Origin of the sequence: Pseudomonas sp. R45(2017) (genome assembly GCF_002112305.1) — a bacterium.
Classification (GTDB): domain Bacteria; phylum Pseudomonadota; class Gammaproteobacteria; order Pseudomonadales; family Pseudomonadaceae; genus Aquipseudomonas; species Aquipseudomonas paraglycinae.
Window position 1 is genome coordinate 71,018 of sequence record NZ_NEHH01000009.1, and the last position, 16,283, is coordinate 87,300.

The 16,283-nt window shown below is 62.4% G+C and carries 18 protein-coding genes; 13 read left to right on the forward strand and 5 right to left on the reverse strand.

Annotation, left to right across the window (positions count from 1 at the left end):
• The first annotated feature begins 77 nt into the window (after positions 1-77).
• The 12 genes from nrdR (at position 78) to CAF74_RS20965 (ending at position 8,784) form a co-directional block, all read left to right on the forward strand.
• Entirely contained in the window at positions 78-542 is a 465-nt protein-coding gene (nrdR, locus tag CAF74_RS20910; RefSeq protein WP_003228656.1) for a transcriptional regulator NrdR, read from the forward strand.
• A complete protein-coding gene (gene ribD, locus CAF74_RS20915) occupies positions 539-1,672 on the forward strand; it encodes a bifunctional diaminohydroxyphosphoribosylaminopyrimidine deaminase/5-amino-6-(5-phosphoribosylamino)uracil reductase RibD (protein ID WP_085747613.1) in 1,134 nt (377 codons plus the stop codon). Before nrdR ends, ribD begins: the two co-directional genes overlap by 4 nt.
• Positions 1,673-1,719: 47 nt before the next feature.
• Positions 1,720-2,397, forward strand: coding sequence for a riboflavin synthase (locus tag CAF74_RS20920; protein WP_085747614.1), 678 nt, complete (start codon positions 1,720-1,722; stop codon positions 2,395-2,397).
• Positions 2,398-2,413: 16 nt separating this feature from the next.
• On the forward strand, positions 2,414-3,505 hold the full coding sequence (gene ribBA, locus CAF74_RS20925) for a bifunctional 3,4-dihydroxy-2-butanone-4-phosphate synthase/GTP cyclohydrolase II (RefSeq protein WP_007955569.1): 1,092 nt from the start codon (positions 2,414-2,416) through the stop codon (positions 3,503-3,505).
• A 91-nt stretch (positions 3,506-3,596) separates the two neighbouring features.
• The gene (ribE, locus tag CAF74_RS20930; RefSeq protein ID WP_003228649.1) at positions 3,597-4,073 is read left to right on the forward strand and encodes a 6,7-dimethyl-8-ribityllumazine synthase; all 477 of its coding nucleotides are present in this window, start codon (positions 3,597-3,599) and stop codon (positions 4,071-4,073) included.
• Positions 4,070-4,570 carry a transcription antitermination factor NusB gene (gene nusB, locus CAF74_RS20935; protein ID WP_007955566.1) on the forward strand — a complete coding sequence of 167 codons (501 nt, stop codon included), beginning with the start codon at positions 4,070-4,072 and terminating at the stop codon, positions 4,568-4,570. The genes ribE and nusB overlap by 4 nt, the downstream gene beginning before the upstream one ends.
• Before the next feature lie 27 nt (positions 4,571-4,597).
• Positions 4,598-5,563 (forward strand): thiamine-phosphate kinase, encoded by a 966-nt coding sequence (gene thiL / locus CAF74_RS20940; protein WP_085747615.1) that lies wholly within the window; start codon positions 4,598-4,600, stop codon positions 5,561-5,563.
• Positions 5,560-6,063 carry a phosphatidylglycerophosphatase A gene (locus CAF74_RS20945; RefSeq protein WP_085747616.1) on the forward strand — a complete coding sequence of 168 codons (504 nt, stop codon included), beginning with the start codon at positions 5,560-5,562 and terminating at the stop codon, positions 6,061-6,063. The genes thiL and CAF74_RS20945 overlap by 4 nt, the downstream gene beginning before the upstream one ends.
• A 28-nt stretch (positions 6,064-6,091) precedes the next feature.
• Positions 6,092-6,817: an ABC transporter substrate-binding protein gene (locus CAF74_RS20950; RefSeq protein WP_085747617.1), complete on the forward strand. Its 726-nt coding sequence runs from the start codon at positions 6,092-6,094 to the stop codon at positions 6,815-6,817.
• A gap of 133 nt (positions 6,818-6,950) precedes the next feature.
• A complete protein-coding gene (ribA, locus tag CAF74_RS20955; RefSeq protein ID WP_007955551.1) occupies positions 6,951-7,568 on the forward strand; it encodes a GTP cyclohydrolase II in 618 nt (205 codons plus the stop codon).
• Complete coding sequence (locus CAF74_RS20960; RefSeq protein WP_085747618.1) at positions 7,565-7,984, forward strand: MFS transporter; 420 nt, start codon at positions 7,565-7,567, stop codon at positions 7,982-7,984. Before ribA ends, CAF74_RS20960 begins: the two co-directional genes overlap by 4 nt.
• The gene (locus CAF74_RS20965) at positions 7,984-8,784 is read left to right on the forward strand and encodes a cobalamin-binding protein (RefSeq protein ID WP_085747619.1); all 801 of its coding nucleotides are present in this window, start codon (positions 7,984-7,986) and stop codon (positions 8,782-8,784) included. Before CAF74_RS20960 ends, CAF74_RS20965 begins: the two co-directional genes overlap by 1 nt.
• On the opposite strand, the gene CAF74_RS20970 is transcribed toward CAF74_RS20965, so the two are convergent.
• The 5 genes from CAF74_RS20970 to CAF74_RS20990 all read right to left on the reverse strand — a co-directional run bounded on the left by CAF74_RS20970 (position 8,781) and on the right by CAF74_RS20990 (position 15,169).
• Complete coding sequence (locus tag CAF74_RS20970; protein WP_085747620.1) at positions 8,781-10,664, reverse strand: TonB-dependent receptor domain-containing protein; 1,884 nt, start codon at positions 10,662-10,664, stop codon at positions 8,781-8,783. The genes CAF74_RS20965 and CAF74_RS20970 overlap by 4 nt on opposite strands.
• Before the next feature lie 154 nt (positions 10,665-10,818).
• Entirely contained in the window at positions 10,819-12,717 is a 1,899-nt protein-coding gene (gene dxs / locus CAF74_RS20975; protein WP_085747621.1) for a 1-deoxy-D-xylulose-5-phosphate synthase, read from the reverse strand.
• Positions 12,718-12,808: 91 nt separating this feature from the next.
• A complete protein-coding gene (gene ispA / locus CAF74_RS20980) occupies positions 12,809-13,696 on the reverse strand; it encodes a (2E,6E)-farnesyl diphosphate synthase (protein WP_085747622.1) in 888 nt (295 codons plus the stop codon).
• Positions 13,693-13,935 (reverse strand): exodeoxyribonuclease VII small subunit, encoded by a 243-nt coding sequence (locus CAF74_RS20985; protein ID WP_007894317.1) that lies wholly within the window; start codon positions 13,933-13,935, stop codon positions 13,693-13,695. Before CAF74_RS20985 ends, ispA begins: the two co-directional genes overlap by 4 nt.
• Before the next feature lie 88 nt (positions 13,936-14,023).
• A complete protein-coding gene (locus tag CAF74_RS20990) occupies positions 14,024-15,169 on the reverse strand; it encodes a Fic family protein (RefSeq protein WP_085747623.1) in 1,146 nt (381 codons plus the stop codon).
• A 277-nt stretch (positions 15,170-15,446) separates the two neighbouring features.
• Between CAF74_RS20990 and CAF74_RS20995 the strand changes: the two genes are divergently transcribed.
• Complete coding sequence (locus CAF74_RS20995; protein WP_085747624.1) at positions 15,447-16,238, forward strand: YfaP family protein; 792 nt, start codon at positions 15,447-15,449, stop codon at positions 16,236-16,238.
• Positions 16,239-16,283 lie beyond the last annotated feature (45 nt).

The window sequence follows — 16,283 nt, forward strand, 5'->3', positions numbered from 1 at the left end:
TATACCGCAAAGCCTATGGCTTGTCTTGCCACCGGGATGCGCTACCATGGCCCTCCCTTTTTTTGTTGCCAGCCACCATGCACTGTCCCTTCTGCGGTGCCAACGACACCAAGGTCATCGACTCGCGTCTGGTCGCCGAGGGCGAACAGGTGCGCCGCCGGCGTGAATGCCTGGCCTGCGGCGAACGTTTCACGACGTTCGAGACGGCCGAACTGGTGTTGCCGCGCCTGATCAAAACCGACGGCAGCCGCCAACCGTTCGACGAAGAAAAACTCCGCGCCGGCATGCAGCGCGCCCTGGAGAAACGTCCGGTGAGCGTCGAGCGCCTCGAATCCTCTCTGGTCCATATCAAACACAAGCTGCGCGCCACCGGCGAGCGCGAGGTCAAGTCCCTCGTGGTCGGCGAACTGGTGATGGCCGAGCTGCAGAAGCTCGATGAAGTGGCCTACATCCGTTTCGCTTCCGTGTACCGCCGCTTCCAGGACCTCAACGAATTTCGCGAAGAGATCGACCGCCTCGCCCGCGAACCGGTGAAAGAATGACCACCGCCGTCGAGCAGGCCATCCTCGACGCCCACTTCATGGCCCGGGCCCTGGAGCTGGCGCGCAAGGGGCATTACACGACGCATCCCAATCCACGGGTTGGCTGCGTGATCGTGCGTGACGGGCAGATTGTCGGCGAAGGCTGGCATGAACGTGCCGGCGAACCCCATGCCGAAGTCCACGCCCTGCGCGCCGCCGGTGAACTGGCCCGGGGCGCCACGGCTTACGTGACTCTCGAACCTTGCAGCCACCACGGCCGCACACCGCCGTGTGCCGATGCGCTGGTGAATGCCGGTGTCGGTCGGGTGGTCGCGGCGATGCGTGATCCGAATCCACAAGTCGCCGGACGCGGTCTGCAGCGTCTGGCCGATGCCGGCATCGCCACCGAAAGCGGCGTGCTGGAAGGCGAAGCTCGCAAGCTCAATCAAGGTTTTCTGAAGCGCATGGAACACGGCTTGCCGTTCGTGCGGGTCAAGTTGGCCATGAGCCTCGACGGTCGCACGGCGATGGAAAGCGGCGAGAGCCAATGGATCACCGGCCCGGCCGCGCGTTCGGCAGTGCAGCGTTTGCGCGCCCAGGCCAGCGTAGTGCTGACCGGCGCCGACACGGTGCTGGCCGATGGCGCACGCCTGACCGTTCGCGGTGACGAGTTGGGACTGGATGCCGAACAAACCACGCTGGCCCTGAGCCGTCCGCCGCTGCGGGTGCTGATCGATGGGCGTCTGCGAGTGCCGCTGGATGCACCGTTCTTCAAGGCCGGTCCGGCGCTGGTTGCCACCTGCGTGGCCATCGAAGAACAGTACGCCCACGGTCCGGAATGCCTGATCGTGCCGGGCGATGACGGTCAGGTCGATCTGCACCAGTTGCTGATCGAACTGGCCAACCGTGGCGTCAATGAAGTGCTGGTCGAGGCCGGTCCGCGACTGGCCGGCGCGTTTGCCCAGCTCGGTCTGGTCGACGAGTTCGTGATCTTCATTGCCGGCAAGTTCCTCGGCTCCACGGCGCGTCCGCTTCTGGACTGGCCGCTGGCCTATATGAAGGATGCGCCGGAGCTGAAAATCACTGAAATTCGCGCGGTTGGCGATGACTGGCGAGTCACTGCAATCCCTGTCTCATCGGCGAGCGTATAATTCCCGGCCATCGCGTTAGCGCTGGCTTCGTTCTCAAGGAGAACCCCATGTTTACCGGCATCATCGAATCCATCGGCAGTATCCGCGCACTGACCCCAAAGGGCGGTGATGTGCGGGTGCATGTCGAAACCGGCAAGCTCGACCTGAGCGACGTCAAACTCGGCGACAGCATCGCGGTCAACGGCGTGTGCCTGACCGCGGTTGAACTGCCGGGCAACGGCTTCGCCGCCGACGTCAGTCGCGAAACCCTCGACTGCACCGCCATGAATGACCTGAAATGCGGCAGCCCGGTCAACCTGGAAAAAGCCCTGACCCCGACCACCCGTCTCGGCGGCCATCTGGTCAGCGGTCACGTCGACGGTGTCGGCGAAGTGGTATCGCGCAGTGACAATGCCCGCGCCGTGGAATTTCGCATCCGCGCGGCGAAAGAGCTGGCCAAGTACATCGCCCACAAAGGCTCGATCACCGTCGACGGCACCAGCCTGACCGTGAATGCGGTCGATGGCGCCGAATTCCTGCTGACGATCATTCCGCACACCCTGAGCGAAACCATCATGGCGTCCTACAAGCCAGGTCGCCGGGTGAATCTGGAGGTCGACTTGCTGGCGCGTTATCTGGAGCGTCTGCTTCTGGGCGACAGGGCCGCTGAGCCTGACTCTTCACAAAAGCCTGGCGGTGGCATCACTGAAAGCTTTCTGGCCGCCAACGGCTACCTCAAATCCTGACTGAAGGGGGTGCCTTGTGGCGCTCAATAGCATCGAAGAACTGGTTGAAGACATCCGCCAAGGCAAGATGGTCATCCTCATGGATGACGAAGACCGCGAAAACGAAGGCGACCTGATCATGGCCGCCGAATGCTGCAAGGCCGAGCACATCAACTTCATGGCCAAGCACGCCCGTGGCCTGATCTGCATGCCGATGAGCCGCGAGCGCTGCGAAACCCTGAAGCTGCCGCTGATGGCTCCGCGCAACGGTTCCGGTTTCGGCACCAAGTTCACCGTCTCGATCGAAGCCGCCGAAGGCGTGACCACCGGCATTTCCGCCGCTGACCGTGCGCGCACCGTGCAAGCGGCCGCTGCGAAAGACGCGAAAGCCGAAGACATCGTCAGCCCGGGCCACATTTTCCCGCTGATGGCTCAGGCCGGTGGCACCCTGGCCCGCGCCGGTCACACCGAAGCCGCCTGCGACCTGGCGCGCATGGCCGGTTTCGAGCCGAGCGGTGTGATCTGCGAAGTGATGAACGACGACGGCACCATGTCCCGTCGCGCCGAGCTGGAAGCCTTCGCGGCCGAACACGACATCAAGATCGGCACCATCGCCGACCTGATTCACTACCGGATGATCCACGAACGTACCGTTCAGCGGATTGCCGAGCAGCCGCTGGACAGCGAACTGGGCCAATTCAACCTGGTGACCTATCGTGATTCCGTGGAAGGCGACGTGCACATGGCACTGACCCTGGGCACCGTTTGCGCCGAAGAACCGACCCTGGTTCGCGTGCACAACATGGACCCGCTGCGTGACCTGCTGATGGTCAAACAACCGGGCCGCTGGAGCCTGCGCGCCGCCATGGCTGCGGTTGCCGAGGCCGGCAGCGGTGTGGTGCTGTTGCTCGGTCACCCACTGGATGGCGACGTGTTGCTGGCGCACATCCGCGAAACCGGCGATCAGGCGGCGGTGAAAAAACCGACCACCTACAGCATCGTTGGTGCCGGTTCGCAGATCCTGCGTGACCTCGGCGTGCGCAAAATGCGACTGATGTCGGCGCCGATGAAGTTCAATGCAATATCCGGTTTCGATCTGGAAGTTGTAGAATACGTGCCCTCCGAATAATGACCGGTTGTTTCCGGCTCCGAATTCGCGGCAAATAAATCACTGAGGGACGCGAAACAGACGCGTCCCGGCTCTTTAAGAGATCTGACGAATGACCCTGAAGACCATCGAAGGTACCTTCATCGCCCCTAAAGGCCGCTACGCTTTGGTAGTGGGCCGCTTCAACAGCTTCGTGGTTGAAAGCCTGGTCAGCGGTGCAGTTGATGCCCTGGTTCGCCACGGCGTGAGCGAAAGCGACATCACCATCATCCGCGCACCTGGCGCCTTCGAAATCCCGCTGGTTGCGCAGAAAGTCGCCCAGAAAGGCGAGTTCGCAGCAATCATCGCCCTGGGCGCGGTCATTCGTGGCGGCACTCCGCACTTCGAATACGTGGCTGGCGAGTGCACCAAGGGCCTGGCCCAGGTGTCCATGGAGTTCGGCGTACCGGTCGCTTTCGGCGTCCTGACCGTTGATTCCATCGAGCAAGCCATCGAACGTTCCGGCACCAAGGCCGGCAACAAAGGTGCTGAAGCTGCCCTGTCCGCTCTGGAAATGGTCAGCCTGCTGGCGCAGTTGGAGGCCAAGTGATTAGCGACGAAAGCGATCGTTTCAACCCGCGCGATCCGAAACCTGCGGATGCCGGCAAGCCATCGAAAAGCGCCAAGCGCCGCGAAGCCCGTCAGCTCGCGACCCAGGCCCTGTATCAGTGGCACATGGCTCGGCAGTCGTTGAACGAGATCGAAGCGCAGTTCCGGGTCGATAACGATTTCACCGATGTCGACGGTGCTTACTTCCGCGAAATCCTGCACGGGGTTCCGCAGTTCAAGACCGAAATCGACAACGCGCTCACGCCTTGCCTGGACCTGGCGATCGAAGAGCTGGACCCGGTTGAACTGGCCGTTCTGCGCCTGTCCACCTGGGAACTGCTCAAGCGCGTCGACGTGCCGTACCGCGTTGTGATCAACGAAGGTATCGAACTGGCCAAGGTGTTCGGTTCGACCGACGGCCACAAGTTCGTCAACGGCGTGCTCGACAAGCTGGCTCCGCGCCTGCGTGAAGCTGAAGTGAAGGCGTTCAAGCGCTGATCCGCGCTTGAATACTTTTTCTCGGCCATGGGCGAGTTTGAGCTGATCCGCAATTTCTTCGCCGCCGCGCCTTGTGCGCAGGGCGGCGAAGGCGTTGCACTGGGGATCGGCGATGACTGCGCCTTGCTGGCGGTTCCTTCCGGGGAACAGCTGGCGGTTTCCACCGATACGCTGGTGGCCGGCGTGCATTTCGCCGATCCCTGCGATCCGTTTCTGCTCGGTCAGCGCTCGCTGGCCGTGGCGGTCAGCGACCTCGCTGCCATGGGTGCCACGCCCGTTGCCTTTACCCTTGCCCTGACTCTGCCGACGGTGACCGCCGATTGGCTGCAAGCCTATGCCCGCGGTTTGAACCGCATGGCGCAGGGCTGCGGCGTGGCACTGGTTGGCGGCGACACGACGCGCGGGCCGTTGAGCCTGACCGTCACCGTGTTCGGCCGCGTCTCGGCCGGCAAAGCGCTCACCCGCAGCGGCGCACAACCGGGCGATCTGCTGTGTGTCGGCGGTGAGCTGGGCAACGCAGCCGGTGCCTTGCCGCTGGTGCTGGGTCAGCGTGACGCCGAACCCCATATCGCCCAGCCGCTGCTCGATCATTACTGGTCGCCGCAACCGCAACTCGCCCTTGGTCAGGCCCTGCGTGGCAAGGCCACCTCGGCGCTGGACATCTCCGATGGCTTGCTCGCCGATTGCGGTCACATCGCACTGGCTTCGAAGGTTCGCCTCGAAGTCGAGCGCGAGCGTGTTCCGTTGTCGGACGCCTTGGTGGCGTTTCTCGGCCAGCGCGGCGCCGAGCGTGCGGCGTTGAGCGGTGGCGATGATTACGTGCTGGCCTTCACGTTGCCGTCCGACGAGTTGCCGGCGCTGCTCGCCGATGGCTGGCCGATCCATGTGATCGGCCGCGTAACGCAAGGCCAGGGCGTGGTGCTGCTGGATCGCGACGGGCACGACATCACCCCGCAAATCCGGGGTTATCAACATTTTCAGGAGTCACCGTGACAGATCACCCGAAACAGGTTCCGGCCGAATTCGTTCCGCCGTCGGTCTGGCGCAATCCCTGGCATTTCCTCGCGTTCGGCTTCGGCTCGGGCACCTTGCCCAGGGCGCCGGGCACTTGGGGCTCGTTAGTTGCGCTACCCTTTATCCCGTTGTGGCAGATGCTGCCCGACTGGGGTTACTGGCTGATGCTTGGTATCACCATGCTGTTCGGCTTCTGGCTGTGCGGCAAAGTGGCCGACGATCTGCGGGTGCACGACCACGAAGGCATCGTCTGGGACGAAATGGTCGGGATGTGGATCACCCTGTGGCTGGTGCCGGAAGGCTGGTACTGGTTGCTCGCCGGGTTCCTGGTGTTCCGCTTCTTCGACATTCTCAAGCCGTGGCCGATCCGCTGGATCGACCGGCATGTTCACGGCGGCGTCGGCATCATGCTCGACGACGTGCTGGCCGGCGTATTCGCCTGGCTGGCGATGCAGGGACTGGTGTGGCTTTTCGCCTGATTTCCAGGTGTGGATGAGGGACGCAGGGATGACTCGACGCTGGTTGGCGATAGTGGTTTTGACCTTGCTTGGCGCCATGGCCCAGGCACAGGACGCACCGCCGTCGGTCATTCACCTGGCCAGCGAAGACTGGGAAGACTACACCGCCGCCGATGGTCATGGCCTGGGCTGGGACGTGTTGCGCAAAGTCTTCGAGCCGGCCGGCGTGACCCTGGATATTCGCACCGTGCCCTACACCCGCTCGGTCGGGCTGGTGCAGTTGAAGGAAGCCGACGCACTGGTCGGTTCCTATCGCGGTGAAGCCGAACAGGTGCTGTACCCGAAATGGAATTTCGATTCCGACCACATCTACGCGCTCGGCCTGGCCAGCAATCCCTCGCCGACCCAGGCGACGCTGGGCAAATACCGACTGGCCTGGGTGCGCGGCTATCGCTACGAAACCTACCTGCCGAACGTCAAACGCTTCAACCAGATCGAGCGTCGCACCGGCATCCTGTCGATGCTCAAACAGGGGCGGGCGGATTACTACATCGATGCGCTGACGGAAATAGAAGCGGTGGTGAGAAACGCCGCCGACCCGTCGCAGTACCGTTATTCACATCTGGCGGAATTGCCGCTGTACCTCGGTTTCGCCGACACCCCGCAAGCCCGTGCACTGATGTCGATCTACGACCAGCGCATGGAGCAACTGGTAAAGAACGGCGAGTTGAAACCGATCTTCGAGCGCTGGAAGCAGCCGTATCCCTTCGAATGAACGCGATAAGGGCGAGCCTGTTATCAAACTTTTTGATCGTTATGGCCGATAATTCAGCCTAAGCGCCTGCGGGAACCTGCTGTTACAATGCCGCCCAGCGAATCTTCAGACTTTTCAGATCAGGAGCACACCGGTGCCTGTCGTTTTTGTCGCCGCTTCCAAGCTGCCAACGCCTTTTGCGCAATTCACCATGCACGGTTTTCTCGATGAAGCCACCGGCCGCGAGCACGTCGTGCTGAGCCTGGGTGAGATTGCCGACGGTGCCCCGGTACTCGGCCGTCTGCACTCCGAATGCCTGACCGGCGATGCCTTGTTCAGCCAGCGTTGCGACTGCGGTTCGCAACTTGAGGGCGCCCTCAAAGCCATCGCTCGCGAAGGTCGTGGCGTGTTGCTGTACCTGCGTCAGGAAGGACGCGGCATCGGTCTGTTGAACAAGATCCGTGCCTACGAATTGCAGGACGGCGGCGCCGACACCGTTGAAGCCAACGAGCGTCTGGGCTTTGCCGCCGACCAGCGTGACTACGCCATGTGCCTGCCGATGCTGGAGCATCTGGGCGTCAAATCCCTGCGTCTGATGACCAACAACCCGCGCAAGGTCAAAGCCTTGACCGATATGGGTATCGTTGTTGCCGAGCGCGTGCCGCTGCACACCGGCCACAACCCGCACAACAAACTCTATCTGGCGACCAAGGCCAGCAAGCTCGACCACATGATGGGCAACGAGCATCAGGGCGAGGTAGACCGGGCGTGACCCGCGGGCAAGTGCGGCGCCGTCTGTCGATCGCCTGGTGGAAATACCTGGCGCTGGCGCTGGTGCCGCTGTTCGTGATCAACGCTGTGTTCGGCCAGGGCGAGGCGATTCTGCCGGTGCTGGCGCTGCCTTTCTTTATCGCTGGCGTGGCCTCGATGTTTGTCAGCCTGAAGTTTTTCGGGCGCTACAAACATGCGCTGATCGCCACGCAAAAAGCCCTCGATACTCCTGAAGAGCCCGCTGCCTGGATTGCCCTGGCGGCCTGCCTTCGCAGTGCATACGTGGTCGCAGCGCTGCCGGCATGGATTGGTTCGCTGGCGGTGTTCGTCGGCCTTGAAGCGGTGCCGCTGATGCTGCTGGCGCTGTCCACGGCGGTGCTGTTCTACCTCTACCGTATCCCGCGTCAACTCGCTTGATGCGTCGTCTCTGGCTGGCGGTTCTGCTGCTGGCCGTCAGCGGTGAAACGCTGGCCGCTCTGCGGGTGGTCAGCCTCGCGCCATCCCTGTCCGAAATCGTGGTTGAACTGGGTTCGGCCGACCTGCTGGTCGGGGTGCTGGATGCCGGTGAGCGTCCGTCTGCGATCAAGGACGTGCCTTCGGTGGGCCGTTACGGTCAGCTCGACATGGAGCGCCTGCTCAGCCTCAAGCCTGACTTGTTGCTGTTGTGGTTCGGCAGTGTCGGCCCGGCTCAACGTGATCAGCTCAAGCGCCTGAACATCCCGACGTTCGTTGCCGAGCCCCACAGTCTCGAACAGCTGATTGCGCAGATTGAGGGCATCGCGATACAGCTCGGTCGTCCTGAGCGTGGGATCGCGCGGGCCAGCGAGTTGCGGCAAAAACTCGATAAGCTGCGCCAGCGCTACCGCCGCGAAGTACCGCTGCGGGTGTTCTATCAGGTTTGGGACAAGCCGCTGTACACCGTCGGTGGCGGACAAATCATCAGCGATGCGCTTGAAGTGTGTGGCGCACGCAATGTGTTCGCCGACCTGAGCCTGCCAGCGCCACAGGTGAGCATCGAAGCGGTTTTACAGCGTGATCCCGAAGTGATACTGGCCGGCGATCAGCCGCAACTGGAGGCGTGGAACGCCTGGCCACAAGTGGCAGCGGTCAAGCACGGGCAGTTGCTGCTGGTCACCGATAAAGGCCTTGAGCGTCCGAGCGGGCAGATGATCGAGGCGACCGCCAAGCTCTGCCAGCTGATCGCGCCAGATCGTTAGAGCTGCGGCGTCCAGGTCACGCCGAACATGAACGCCCGACCTTCCTCGCGATAGTCATACTGACTGCCGTCATGGCTGTACAGCGCCCGGCTGTAACCCTTGTCCAGCAGGTTATCGACCTTGAAATCCAGCTTGATCTCGCGGTTCAGCGCCCAGCTGCTGCGCAGTCCGAGCAGTGCATAACCGCCCAATGGTTGCTGATTGTTCAGATCGTCGTAACTGCTGCTGACGGCCTGCCAACTGGCGCCGAGGCCAAGGCGATCGAACTGTCGATCCAGATCCCAGCTCAGGGTGCGACGGGCACGCCGTGCCAAAGTGTGGCCGGTGTCGCGGTCGCGGGGATCGATGATCGCCACGCCGAGGTTGCTCTGCCAGCCGAACAGCTCCTGTTTCAGCGCTGCTTCGAAGCCGTTGATTCGCGCCGAGGCGACGTTTTCCGGGCGTGAGTTGCTGCCGAAGATGATCGCGTCTTCCAGATCGGTCCGGTACAGCGAGGCTTCGAGGCGAGTGCTGTCGCTCAACTGGCTGCGCCATTGCAGCTCGTAGCTTTTCGAGGTTTCCGGTTTCAGGTCGGGGTTGCTGAAGTCCGGGTAATACAGATCGTTGAAGGTCGGCGCGCGGAAGCCTTCGCTGTAGCTGAGCAGCAGATCGTTGTCCGGGTTGACCGGCAAGGTCAGCGTGCCGCTCCAGCTGTTCTGGCCGCCGAACTGCTGGTTGTCGTCACGGCGCAGGCCCAGTTCGGTGGAGAAACTGTCGGCCTGGAAGCGATGCTGGATGAAGGCTGCGCGGTTCCAGCGGCTGTCTTCGTCGAACGCGGTGCTGCTGTTGACGCGATCTTCGTACCAGTCGCCGCCAAGGATCAGGCTGTTGCGTGCATCGAGGGTCAGGTCGTTCTGCCAGGTCACCGAATCACGGTAGGTGTTGAACACCGAGCGCTCGTCGCTGAGCTTGTCGAAGGACTTCTCGCGGTTTTCGCTATGGCCGAGTTCCAGGCGCGACTTCCAGCGCTCGTTGATCCGCGCGTCGATGTAGCTGCTGAAACTGCTGACGGTGAAATCGCTGTACGGTTGCTGCTGCACAGAGTCGAAGGTCACCGGGTCGAAGCGTCCGAACGGGTTGTCGAACTCGCTTTTGCCACGGTTATCCAGCAGATTGGCGCCAACTTCGATGTCATCGGTCAACGCATGGCTGAGGCTCAGGCTGATGGATTTGTTGCGGTAGGCGTCGTGGTCGCTGTCGCTGGGGTAGGACTCGTGGGTGCGGTCGAGGCCGGCGGTTTCATCGAGGCTGGCGCCGAGGTTGAAGCGGGTTTTCTCGTCTCCGCCGGAGAGGCCAATACTGCGTTCCCAGGTCTGGTTGCTGCCGAATCCGACATGCATCCGCGGCTGCAAGCCTTGTTCGCCGCCGCGCCGGGTGAAGATCTGAATCACCCCGCCAATCGCATCGCTGCCGTAAATCACCGAGCGCGAACCGCGCAGCACTTCCACGCGCTCGATCTGTTCGATGTTCAGGTGTTGCAGGTTGCTGTCGCCGGAGGTGGAATTGCCGATGCGCTGGCCGTCGACCAGCACCAGGCTCTGCGCCGATTGCGTACCACGAATGTAGATCCCCGGGAGGCTGCCACGTCCGCCGGTTTGCAAGACTTGCACGCCCGGCACCCGCTGCAGCAGATCGGTGACGCTGCGCGGTTGCAGACGCTCGATGTCTTCGCGGGTGAACACGGTGTTGGCGGCGCTGCTGTCGTTGCGTGCTTCGACCTGACGGTTGGCGCTGATCAGCATGTCCGGCAGCTTCAGGGCCTGATCGCGTTCGAAATTGTCAGCGAGGGCGTTGGCGGAGGGCAGCAGCAGGAGGGGCAGGGCGAGGCGCGAGAGGTTCATCGGTATTCCGTTGGTATTTCTGGTGTGCACTAGATTTCCAGCGACACAAAACACTGTGGGAGCGGGCTTGCCCGCGATGGCGTCGGTACATCCAACATCAATGTTGACTGTGCCGACCTCATCGCGGGCAAGCCCGCTCCCACAGGGATGGTGATTACTTGTTGAGCAGAGTCAGGCGCTCACGCACCGCCGCTTCGATCCCTACTTCATCCAGCCCGCACTCGGCCAGCATCTGCGCCGGCTTGGCGTGCTCGACGTAAACGTCCGGCAAGCCCAGGTGCAGCACCGACTTGAGGATGTTCTCGCGGGCGAGGAACTCGCTGACCGCGCCACCGGCACCGCCCATGATCGCGTTCTCTTCGATGGTCACCAGCAGGTCGTGGCTGTTGGCGATCTCGCGTACCAGCGCTTCGTCCATCGGTTTGACGAAACGCATGTCGACCACGGTCGCGTCCAGCGTCTCGGCGACTTTCAGGGCTTCGGCCATTTGCACGCCGAACACCAGCAGGGCGACCTTGCTGCCCTTACGACGCACCACGCCCTTGCCGATCTCGATCGGTTCGAGGTCTTTCTCGATGGTCGCGTTCGGGCCGGTACCGCGTGGATAACGCACCGCCGCCGGGCCGTTGTACAGGTGGCCGGTGGTGAGCATCTTGCGCAGTTCGTTTTCATCGCTCGGGGTCATGATGACCATGCCCGGGATGCAACGCAGGAACGACAGATCGAAACTGCCGGCGTGAGTCGGGCCGTCTTCGCCCACCAGACCGGCGCGGTCGATGGCGAACAGCACGTCGAGGTTCTGCACCGCGACGTCATGCACCAACTGGTCGTAACCGCGTTGCAGGAATGTCGAGTAGATCGCCACCACCGGTTTCGCGCCTTCGCAGGCCATGCCGGCGGCGAGTGTCACGGCGTGTTGCTCGGCAATTGCCACGTCGAAGTAGCGCAACGGGAAGCGTTCGCTGAACGCCACCAGATCCGAGCCTTCCTTCATCGCCGGGGTAATGCCCACCAGACGCGGGTCGGCAGCGGCCATGTCGCACAGCCATTCACCGAACACGCCGGAATACTTCGGCCCGCCGGCCTTTTTCGGCGCAGCGGCCGGGGCGTCCAGCGGTTCGAGCTTGGTGATGGCGTGGTAACCGATCGGGTCGACTTCCGCCGGGGCGAAGCCTTTGCCTTTCTTGGTGACGATGTGCAGGAATTGCGGGCCTTTCAGATCGCGCATGTTGCGCAAGGTGGCGATCAGGGTCGGCAGGTCGTGGCCGTCGATCGGGCCGATGTAGTTCCAGCCCAGTTCTTCGAACAGGGTGCCGGGGACCAGCATGCCCTTGGCATATTCTTCGGTGCGACGGGCGATTTCCCAGGCGCCGGGCAGGCGCGACAGCACTTTCTTGCTGCCTTCACGCATGCTCGCGTAAGTGCGGCTGGAAAGGATCTTCGCCAGATAGTTCGACAGCCCGCCGACGTTGCGCGAGATCGACATGTCGTTGTCGTTGAGGATCACCAGCATGTTGGCGTCGACTTCCGGCGCGTGGTTCAGCGCCTCGAACGCCATGCCGGCGGTCAGTGCGCCGTCGCCGATCACTGCAATCGCCTTGCGATCGCTGTTCTGCAGGCGGGCGGCGATGGCCATGCCCAGCGCGGCACTGATCGAGGTGCTGGAGTGACCGACGCCGAAGGTGTCGTACTCGCTCTCGGAACGGCGCGGGAAAGCCGCGATGCCGTCCTTCTGGCGCAAGGATTCCATGCGCTCGCGACGACCGGTGAGGATCTTGTGCGGATAGGCCTGATGACCGACGTCCCACACCAGCCGGTCGTCCGGGGTGTCGAAGACGTAATGCAACGCGATGGTCAGCTCGATGACGCCCAGGCCGGCACCGAAATGCCCACCGGTCTGGCCGACCGTGTAGAGCAATTCCAGGCGCAACTCATCAGCCAGGGTTTCCAGCTCGGCTTCGCCTAACCGGCGCAGGCCGTCCGGCGTGTTAGCGCGGTCGAGCAGGGGCGTGGTCGGGCGCTTGCGGGGAATCTCATGAAACGTCGTGGGCATCAGGCGAATCGTTATAGGTATAAAAGATGCGGCAGTTTACCTGATGCATCGCCCCCTGCCCACGCGTTGGTCTTTTTTGGCTGATTAGCCTTCAGTTACGCCGATCGACGATATACCGGGCCAGATCGCGCAACGGCTCGGCAGCCGCGTCAAACGGTCGCAGTGCGTGCAGGGCCTGATCGCGCAGCTCCAGCGCATAGGTCTTGGCGGCGTCGAGGCCGAGCAGGGCCGGGTAGGTCGGCTTGTCGCGGGCGATGTCGGCGCCCTGGCGCTTGCCGAGGGTTTCGGTATCGCTTTCGACGTCGAGGATGTCGTCCTGGACCTGGAATGCCAGACCGATGGCCTGTGCATAAGTCTGCAGGGACTTGAGTTCATCCTTCTCGGCACGGCCGCTGGCCAGGGCGCCGAGCTTGACGCTGACTTCGATCAGCGCGCCGGTCTTGTGCCGGTGCATCTGTTCCAGCGCTTTCTGGTCGAGCTTGAGGCCGACCGAACCGAGGTCGATGGCCTGACCGCCGACCATGCCCGCCGGGCCCGCCGCGTGCGCCAGCGCCGTGACCTGTTGCAGGCGGATGTCCGCGCTCAGGTCGCTCAGACGCGGGTCGAGCAGGGCGCTGAACGCCAGGCTCTGCAAGCCGTCGCCGGCGAGGATTGCGCAGGCTTCGTCGAATTTCTTGTGCGTGGTTGGCTGGCCGCGGCGCAGATCGTCGTCGTCCATCGCCGGCAAATCGTCGTGCACCAGCGAATACGCGTGGATCAGCTCAACCGCACACGCCGCGCCGTTGGCCTGTTCGGCCTTGCCGCCAAGAGCTTCGCACGCCGCGTAAGCCAGCAGCGGGCGCACGCGTTTGCCGCCGTTCATCACGCTGTAGCGCATGGCTTCATAAAGACGCGCCAGTTCTGGCAGCGGGGCGTTGAACAGGGTTTCCAGTGCCGCGTTGACCCGCGCCTGGCTGGTGGCCGAATACGCTGCAATCATTCTGGCTGATCCGCGTCGAAGGGTTCCTCGGCGAGTTCGCCATCGCGCTCCAGCAACACCTGGACCTTCTGCTCGGCCTGGGCCAGCGCCGCCTGGCAGTCACGGGTCAGGCCGATGCCCTGCTCGAAAGCGGTCAGCGAGTCTTCCAGCGACAATTCACCGTTCTCCAGACGCTCCACCAGCGTTTGCAGGTCGGCGAGGGACTGTTCGAAATCCAGTGCAGCTTTTTTGCGGGCCATGGCGGCTAATTCCGGTTGACGTTAAACCGGCGCGACACTAGCAGATAGGGGGGGTATGGGCAAATGAGCGGGCCGACGGACAAGGGTGTCAGTCGGTCAATTCGCCAGGATATTGAATCTGATACCGAGTGCTGCGTCCGCCGCCCGGAAGACGTTGCAGGCAGCCCTTTTCCAGCAGTTCCGCCAGATGTCGGGTGGCCGTGGCTTTGGAGACCTTGGCCACACTCTGGTATTGCGCTGCGCTGATACCGTGCTCGAAACCGCGCTCACCACCGTCGAGCAAACGATTGAGCACTTTGATCTGCTCCGCCGACAGCCCGGATTCCCGGTGCGCCTGCCAGAAGCGTGATTTTCCCAACACACTTTCAATCCGCGCAATGGCCTGTTGCAGGCTGCGCAGCAGGGTTTGCAGGAACCATGCGAGCCAGTCGGTGATGTCCAGCGTGGCTTTCTGGCTGGATTCGAGAATCCGGTAATAGCCCGCGCGGTCGTCGAGAATGCTGGCGGACATCGCATAAAAACGAATCGCCTGCGCTTCGCCCTGAGCCAGTGCCAGATCGGTGAGCGTGCGGGTAAGACGGCCGTTGCCGTCATCGAACGGGTGCAAGGTGACGAACCAGAAGTGCGCGATGCCTGCCCGCAGTAAAGGATCGAGGCCTGCCTGGTGCTGACTGGCGTCGAACCACTTGAGAAAACTGTCGAGTTGTCGCTCAAGCCCTTGTCGCGGTGGCGCCTCGAAATGCACGGTCGGGCGGTCGATTCGCCCGGAAACCACCTGCATTGGCTCATCGCCGCGTAGAGCGCCGACATTGATTGCTCGCGAAAGGAAACCACTCTCCTGTTCTGGAAACAGCCATGAATGCCATTCCAGCAATCGTTCCAGCGTCAGCGGTTCGGCAAAACGTTGAGTGGCATCGAGCATCAGTTGCGCCAGCCCCTCGCTGCGCTTGCTGACGTTGTCGCCATCCGGTGATTCCAGCCCCAGACGTCGTGCCAATGAAGAGCGCACGGATTCAACATTCAACTGCTCCCCCTCGATGGCCGAGGAGGTCACGATGTTTTGCAGCAAAGCGTCCAGCTCTGTCTGCGCGCTCAGTGAATGGCTCACCGATCCCGCCATGCCCATCAATTGACCTTGTGCCTGAACACACTCGCGCAACAACGGTGCCAGGCATTCCGCCTGCCAGTTGAAGTCCGGCCAATCAGGCTGCTGCCAGATCCAGTGAGTCGCCATTAATTGCTGATCCTGAGTGCGTGAGCCGATTGGAAACGCTATTCGGCTCATTTCGTGAGCCGAATATGACGCCTAATCGGCTCATCGTCCACTGGTCGCCGTGATTCCCACCGCAAATCCAGATGTATCCGATTGTTAAAAAACTGCCGAATCGCTAACCTTCGCGCCTTCTACGACCCGACAGTCACGGGTCTTTCAGACGAAACGCAGTTTTCACCGCTGTGAAGTACCGAGGATCGGGTGCAAGGTTTCGTTCAGGCATGGCAGGAGGCATCACATGCGTTCACTTCTTTTGCTGCTGATCGGGTTGGCCTGCGCACCCGCGCTGCTGGCGGCGCCGAGCGCGGAGCTGTCGGAGCCGGTGGGCGGCTGGCGCTATCACGGGCTGCTCGATCGCACGGGAAACCCGCAAGTCGCCTATCCCACGCCGCCGATCGATCGCGGCATCCAGCGCAATCGCACGATGATTGAAGGCCAGCTCAAGGCGATCGGCCATTTACGTCCGCCGCACAGCCTGGCGGTGAATGGCAATCCACTGAATCTGTACACCGACGACCAGGGCCGTTTCGCCCGGCCGTATGCGTTCGGCGCCGGTTCCAACAGCGTCGAGGTGATCAGCGCCGACGGCCAGTCGCTCAAGCGCGTTCAATTCTACGAAGCCAATAACCTGCGCACGCCGGCGCGGATCCGCGTGGTGCTCGGTTGGGACGACCCTAAAGCCGAACTCGACCTGCACGTCATTACGCCTGACGGCCAGCATGCCTTCTGGGCGCGTCCGGCGATGAGCAACGGCGGTGGCCTCGATCCGGACGGCGTCGATGGCCCTGGCCCGGAAATGTTCACCATGACCGCGCCGTTGCACGGCACCTATCTGGTTTACGTCAACTATTGGGGCAACTTTGGCAACGGCGGCTATAACTTCGAGGAGACCAGCAACCAGAACGAGGTCATCACCTCGCAGATCACCCTGGTGCTGAACGAAAACACCGTCGACGAAAAACGCGAAACGTTCATCGTACCCCTGCGGGCCATCGGTGATCTGCTGCTGGTCAAGACTTTCAACTATTAAGCATCCCGCACCACGGATGAACTGCCGAGCTTTGGGAACATGAGC

Excerpts from the sequence above, each read along its gene's own strand:
- thiL (WP_085747615.1), top strand. The coding sequence starts at position 4,598 with ATGGGCGAGTTTGAGCTGATCCGCAATTTCTTCGCCGCCGCGCCTTGT.
- CAF74_RS20990 (WP_085747623.1), bottom strand. The coding sequence starts at position 15,169 with ATGGCGACTCACTGGATCTGGCAGCAGCCTGATTGGCCGGACTTCAAC.
- CAF74_RS20985 (WP_007894317.1), bottom strand. The coding sequence starts at position 13,935 with ATGGCCCGCAAAAAAGCTGCACTGGATTTCGAACAGTCCCTCGCCGAC.
- ribD (WP_085747613.1), top strand. The coding sequence starts at position 539 with ATGACCACCGCCGTCGAGCAGGCCATCCTCGACGCCCACTTCATGGCC.
- dxs (WP_085747621.1), bottom strand. The coding sequence starts at position 12,717 with ATGCCCACGACGTTTCATGAGATTCCCCGCAAGCGCCCGACCACGCCC.
- CAF74_RS20970 (WP_085747620.1), bottom strand. The coding sequence starts at position 10,664 with ATGAACCTCTCGCGCCTCGCCCTGCCCCTCCTGCTGCTGCCCTCCGCC.
- ispA (WP_085747622.1), bottom strand. The coding sequence starts at position 13,696 with ATGATTGCAGCGTATTCGGCCACCAGCCAGGCGCGGGTCAACGCGGCA.
- nrdR (WP_003228656.1), top strand. The coding sequence starts at position 78 with ATGCACTGTCCCTTCTGCGGTGCCAACGACACCAAGGTCATCGACTCG.
- ribE (WP_003228649.1), top strand. The coding sequence starts at position 3,597 with ATGACCCTGAAGACCATCGAAGGTACCTTCATCGCCCCTAAAGGCCGC.
- CAF74_RS20920 (WP_085747614.1), top strand. The coding sequence starts at position 1,720 with ATGTTTACCGGCATCATCGAATCCATCGGCAGTATCCGCGCACTGACC.
- CAF74_RS20995 (WP_085747624.1), top strand. The coding sequence starts at position 15,447 with ATGCGTTCACTTCTTTTGCTGCTGATCGGGTTGGCCTGCGCACCCGCG.
- CAF74_RS20965 (WP_085747619.1), top strand. The coding sequence starts at position 7,984 with ATGCGTCGTCTCTGGCTGGCGGTTCTGCTGCTGGCCGTCAGCGGTGAA.
- CAF74_RS20950 (WP_085747617.1), top strand. The coding sequence starts at position 6,092 with ATGACTCGACGCTGGTTGGCGATAGTGGTTTTGACCTTGCTTGGCGCC.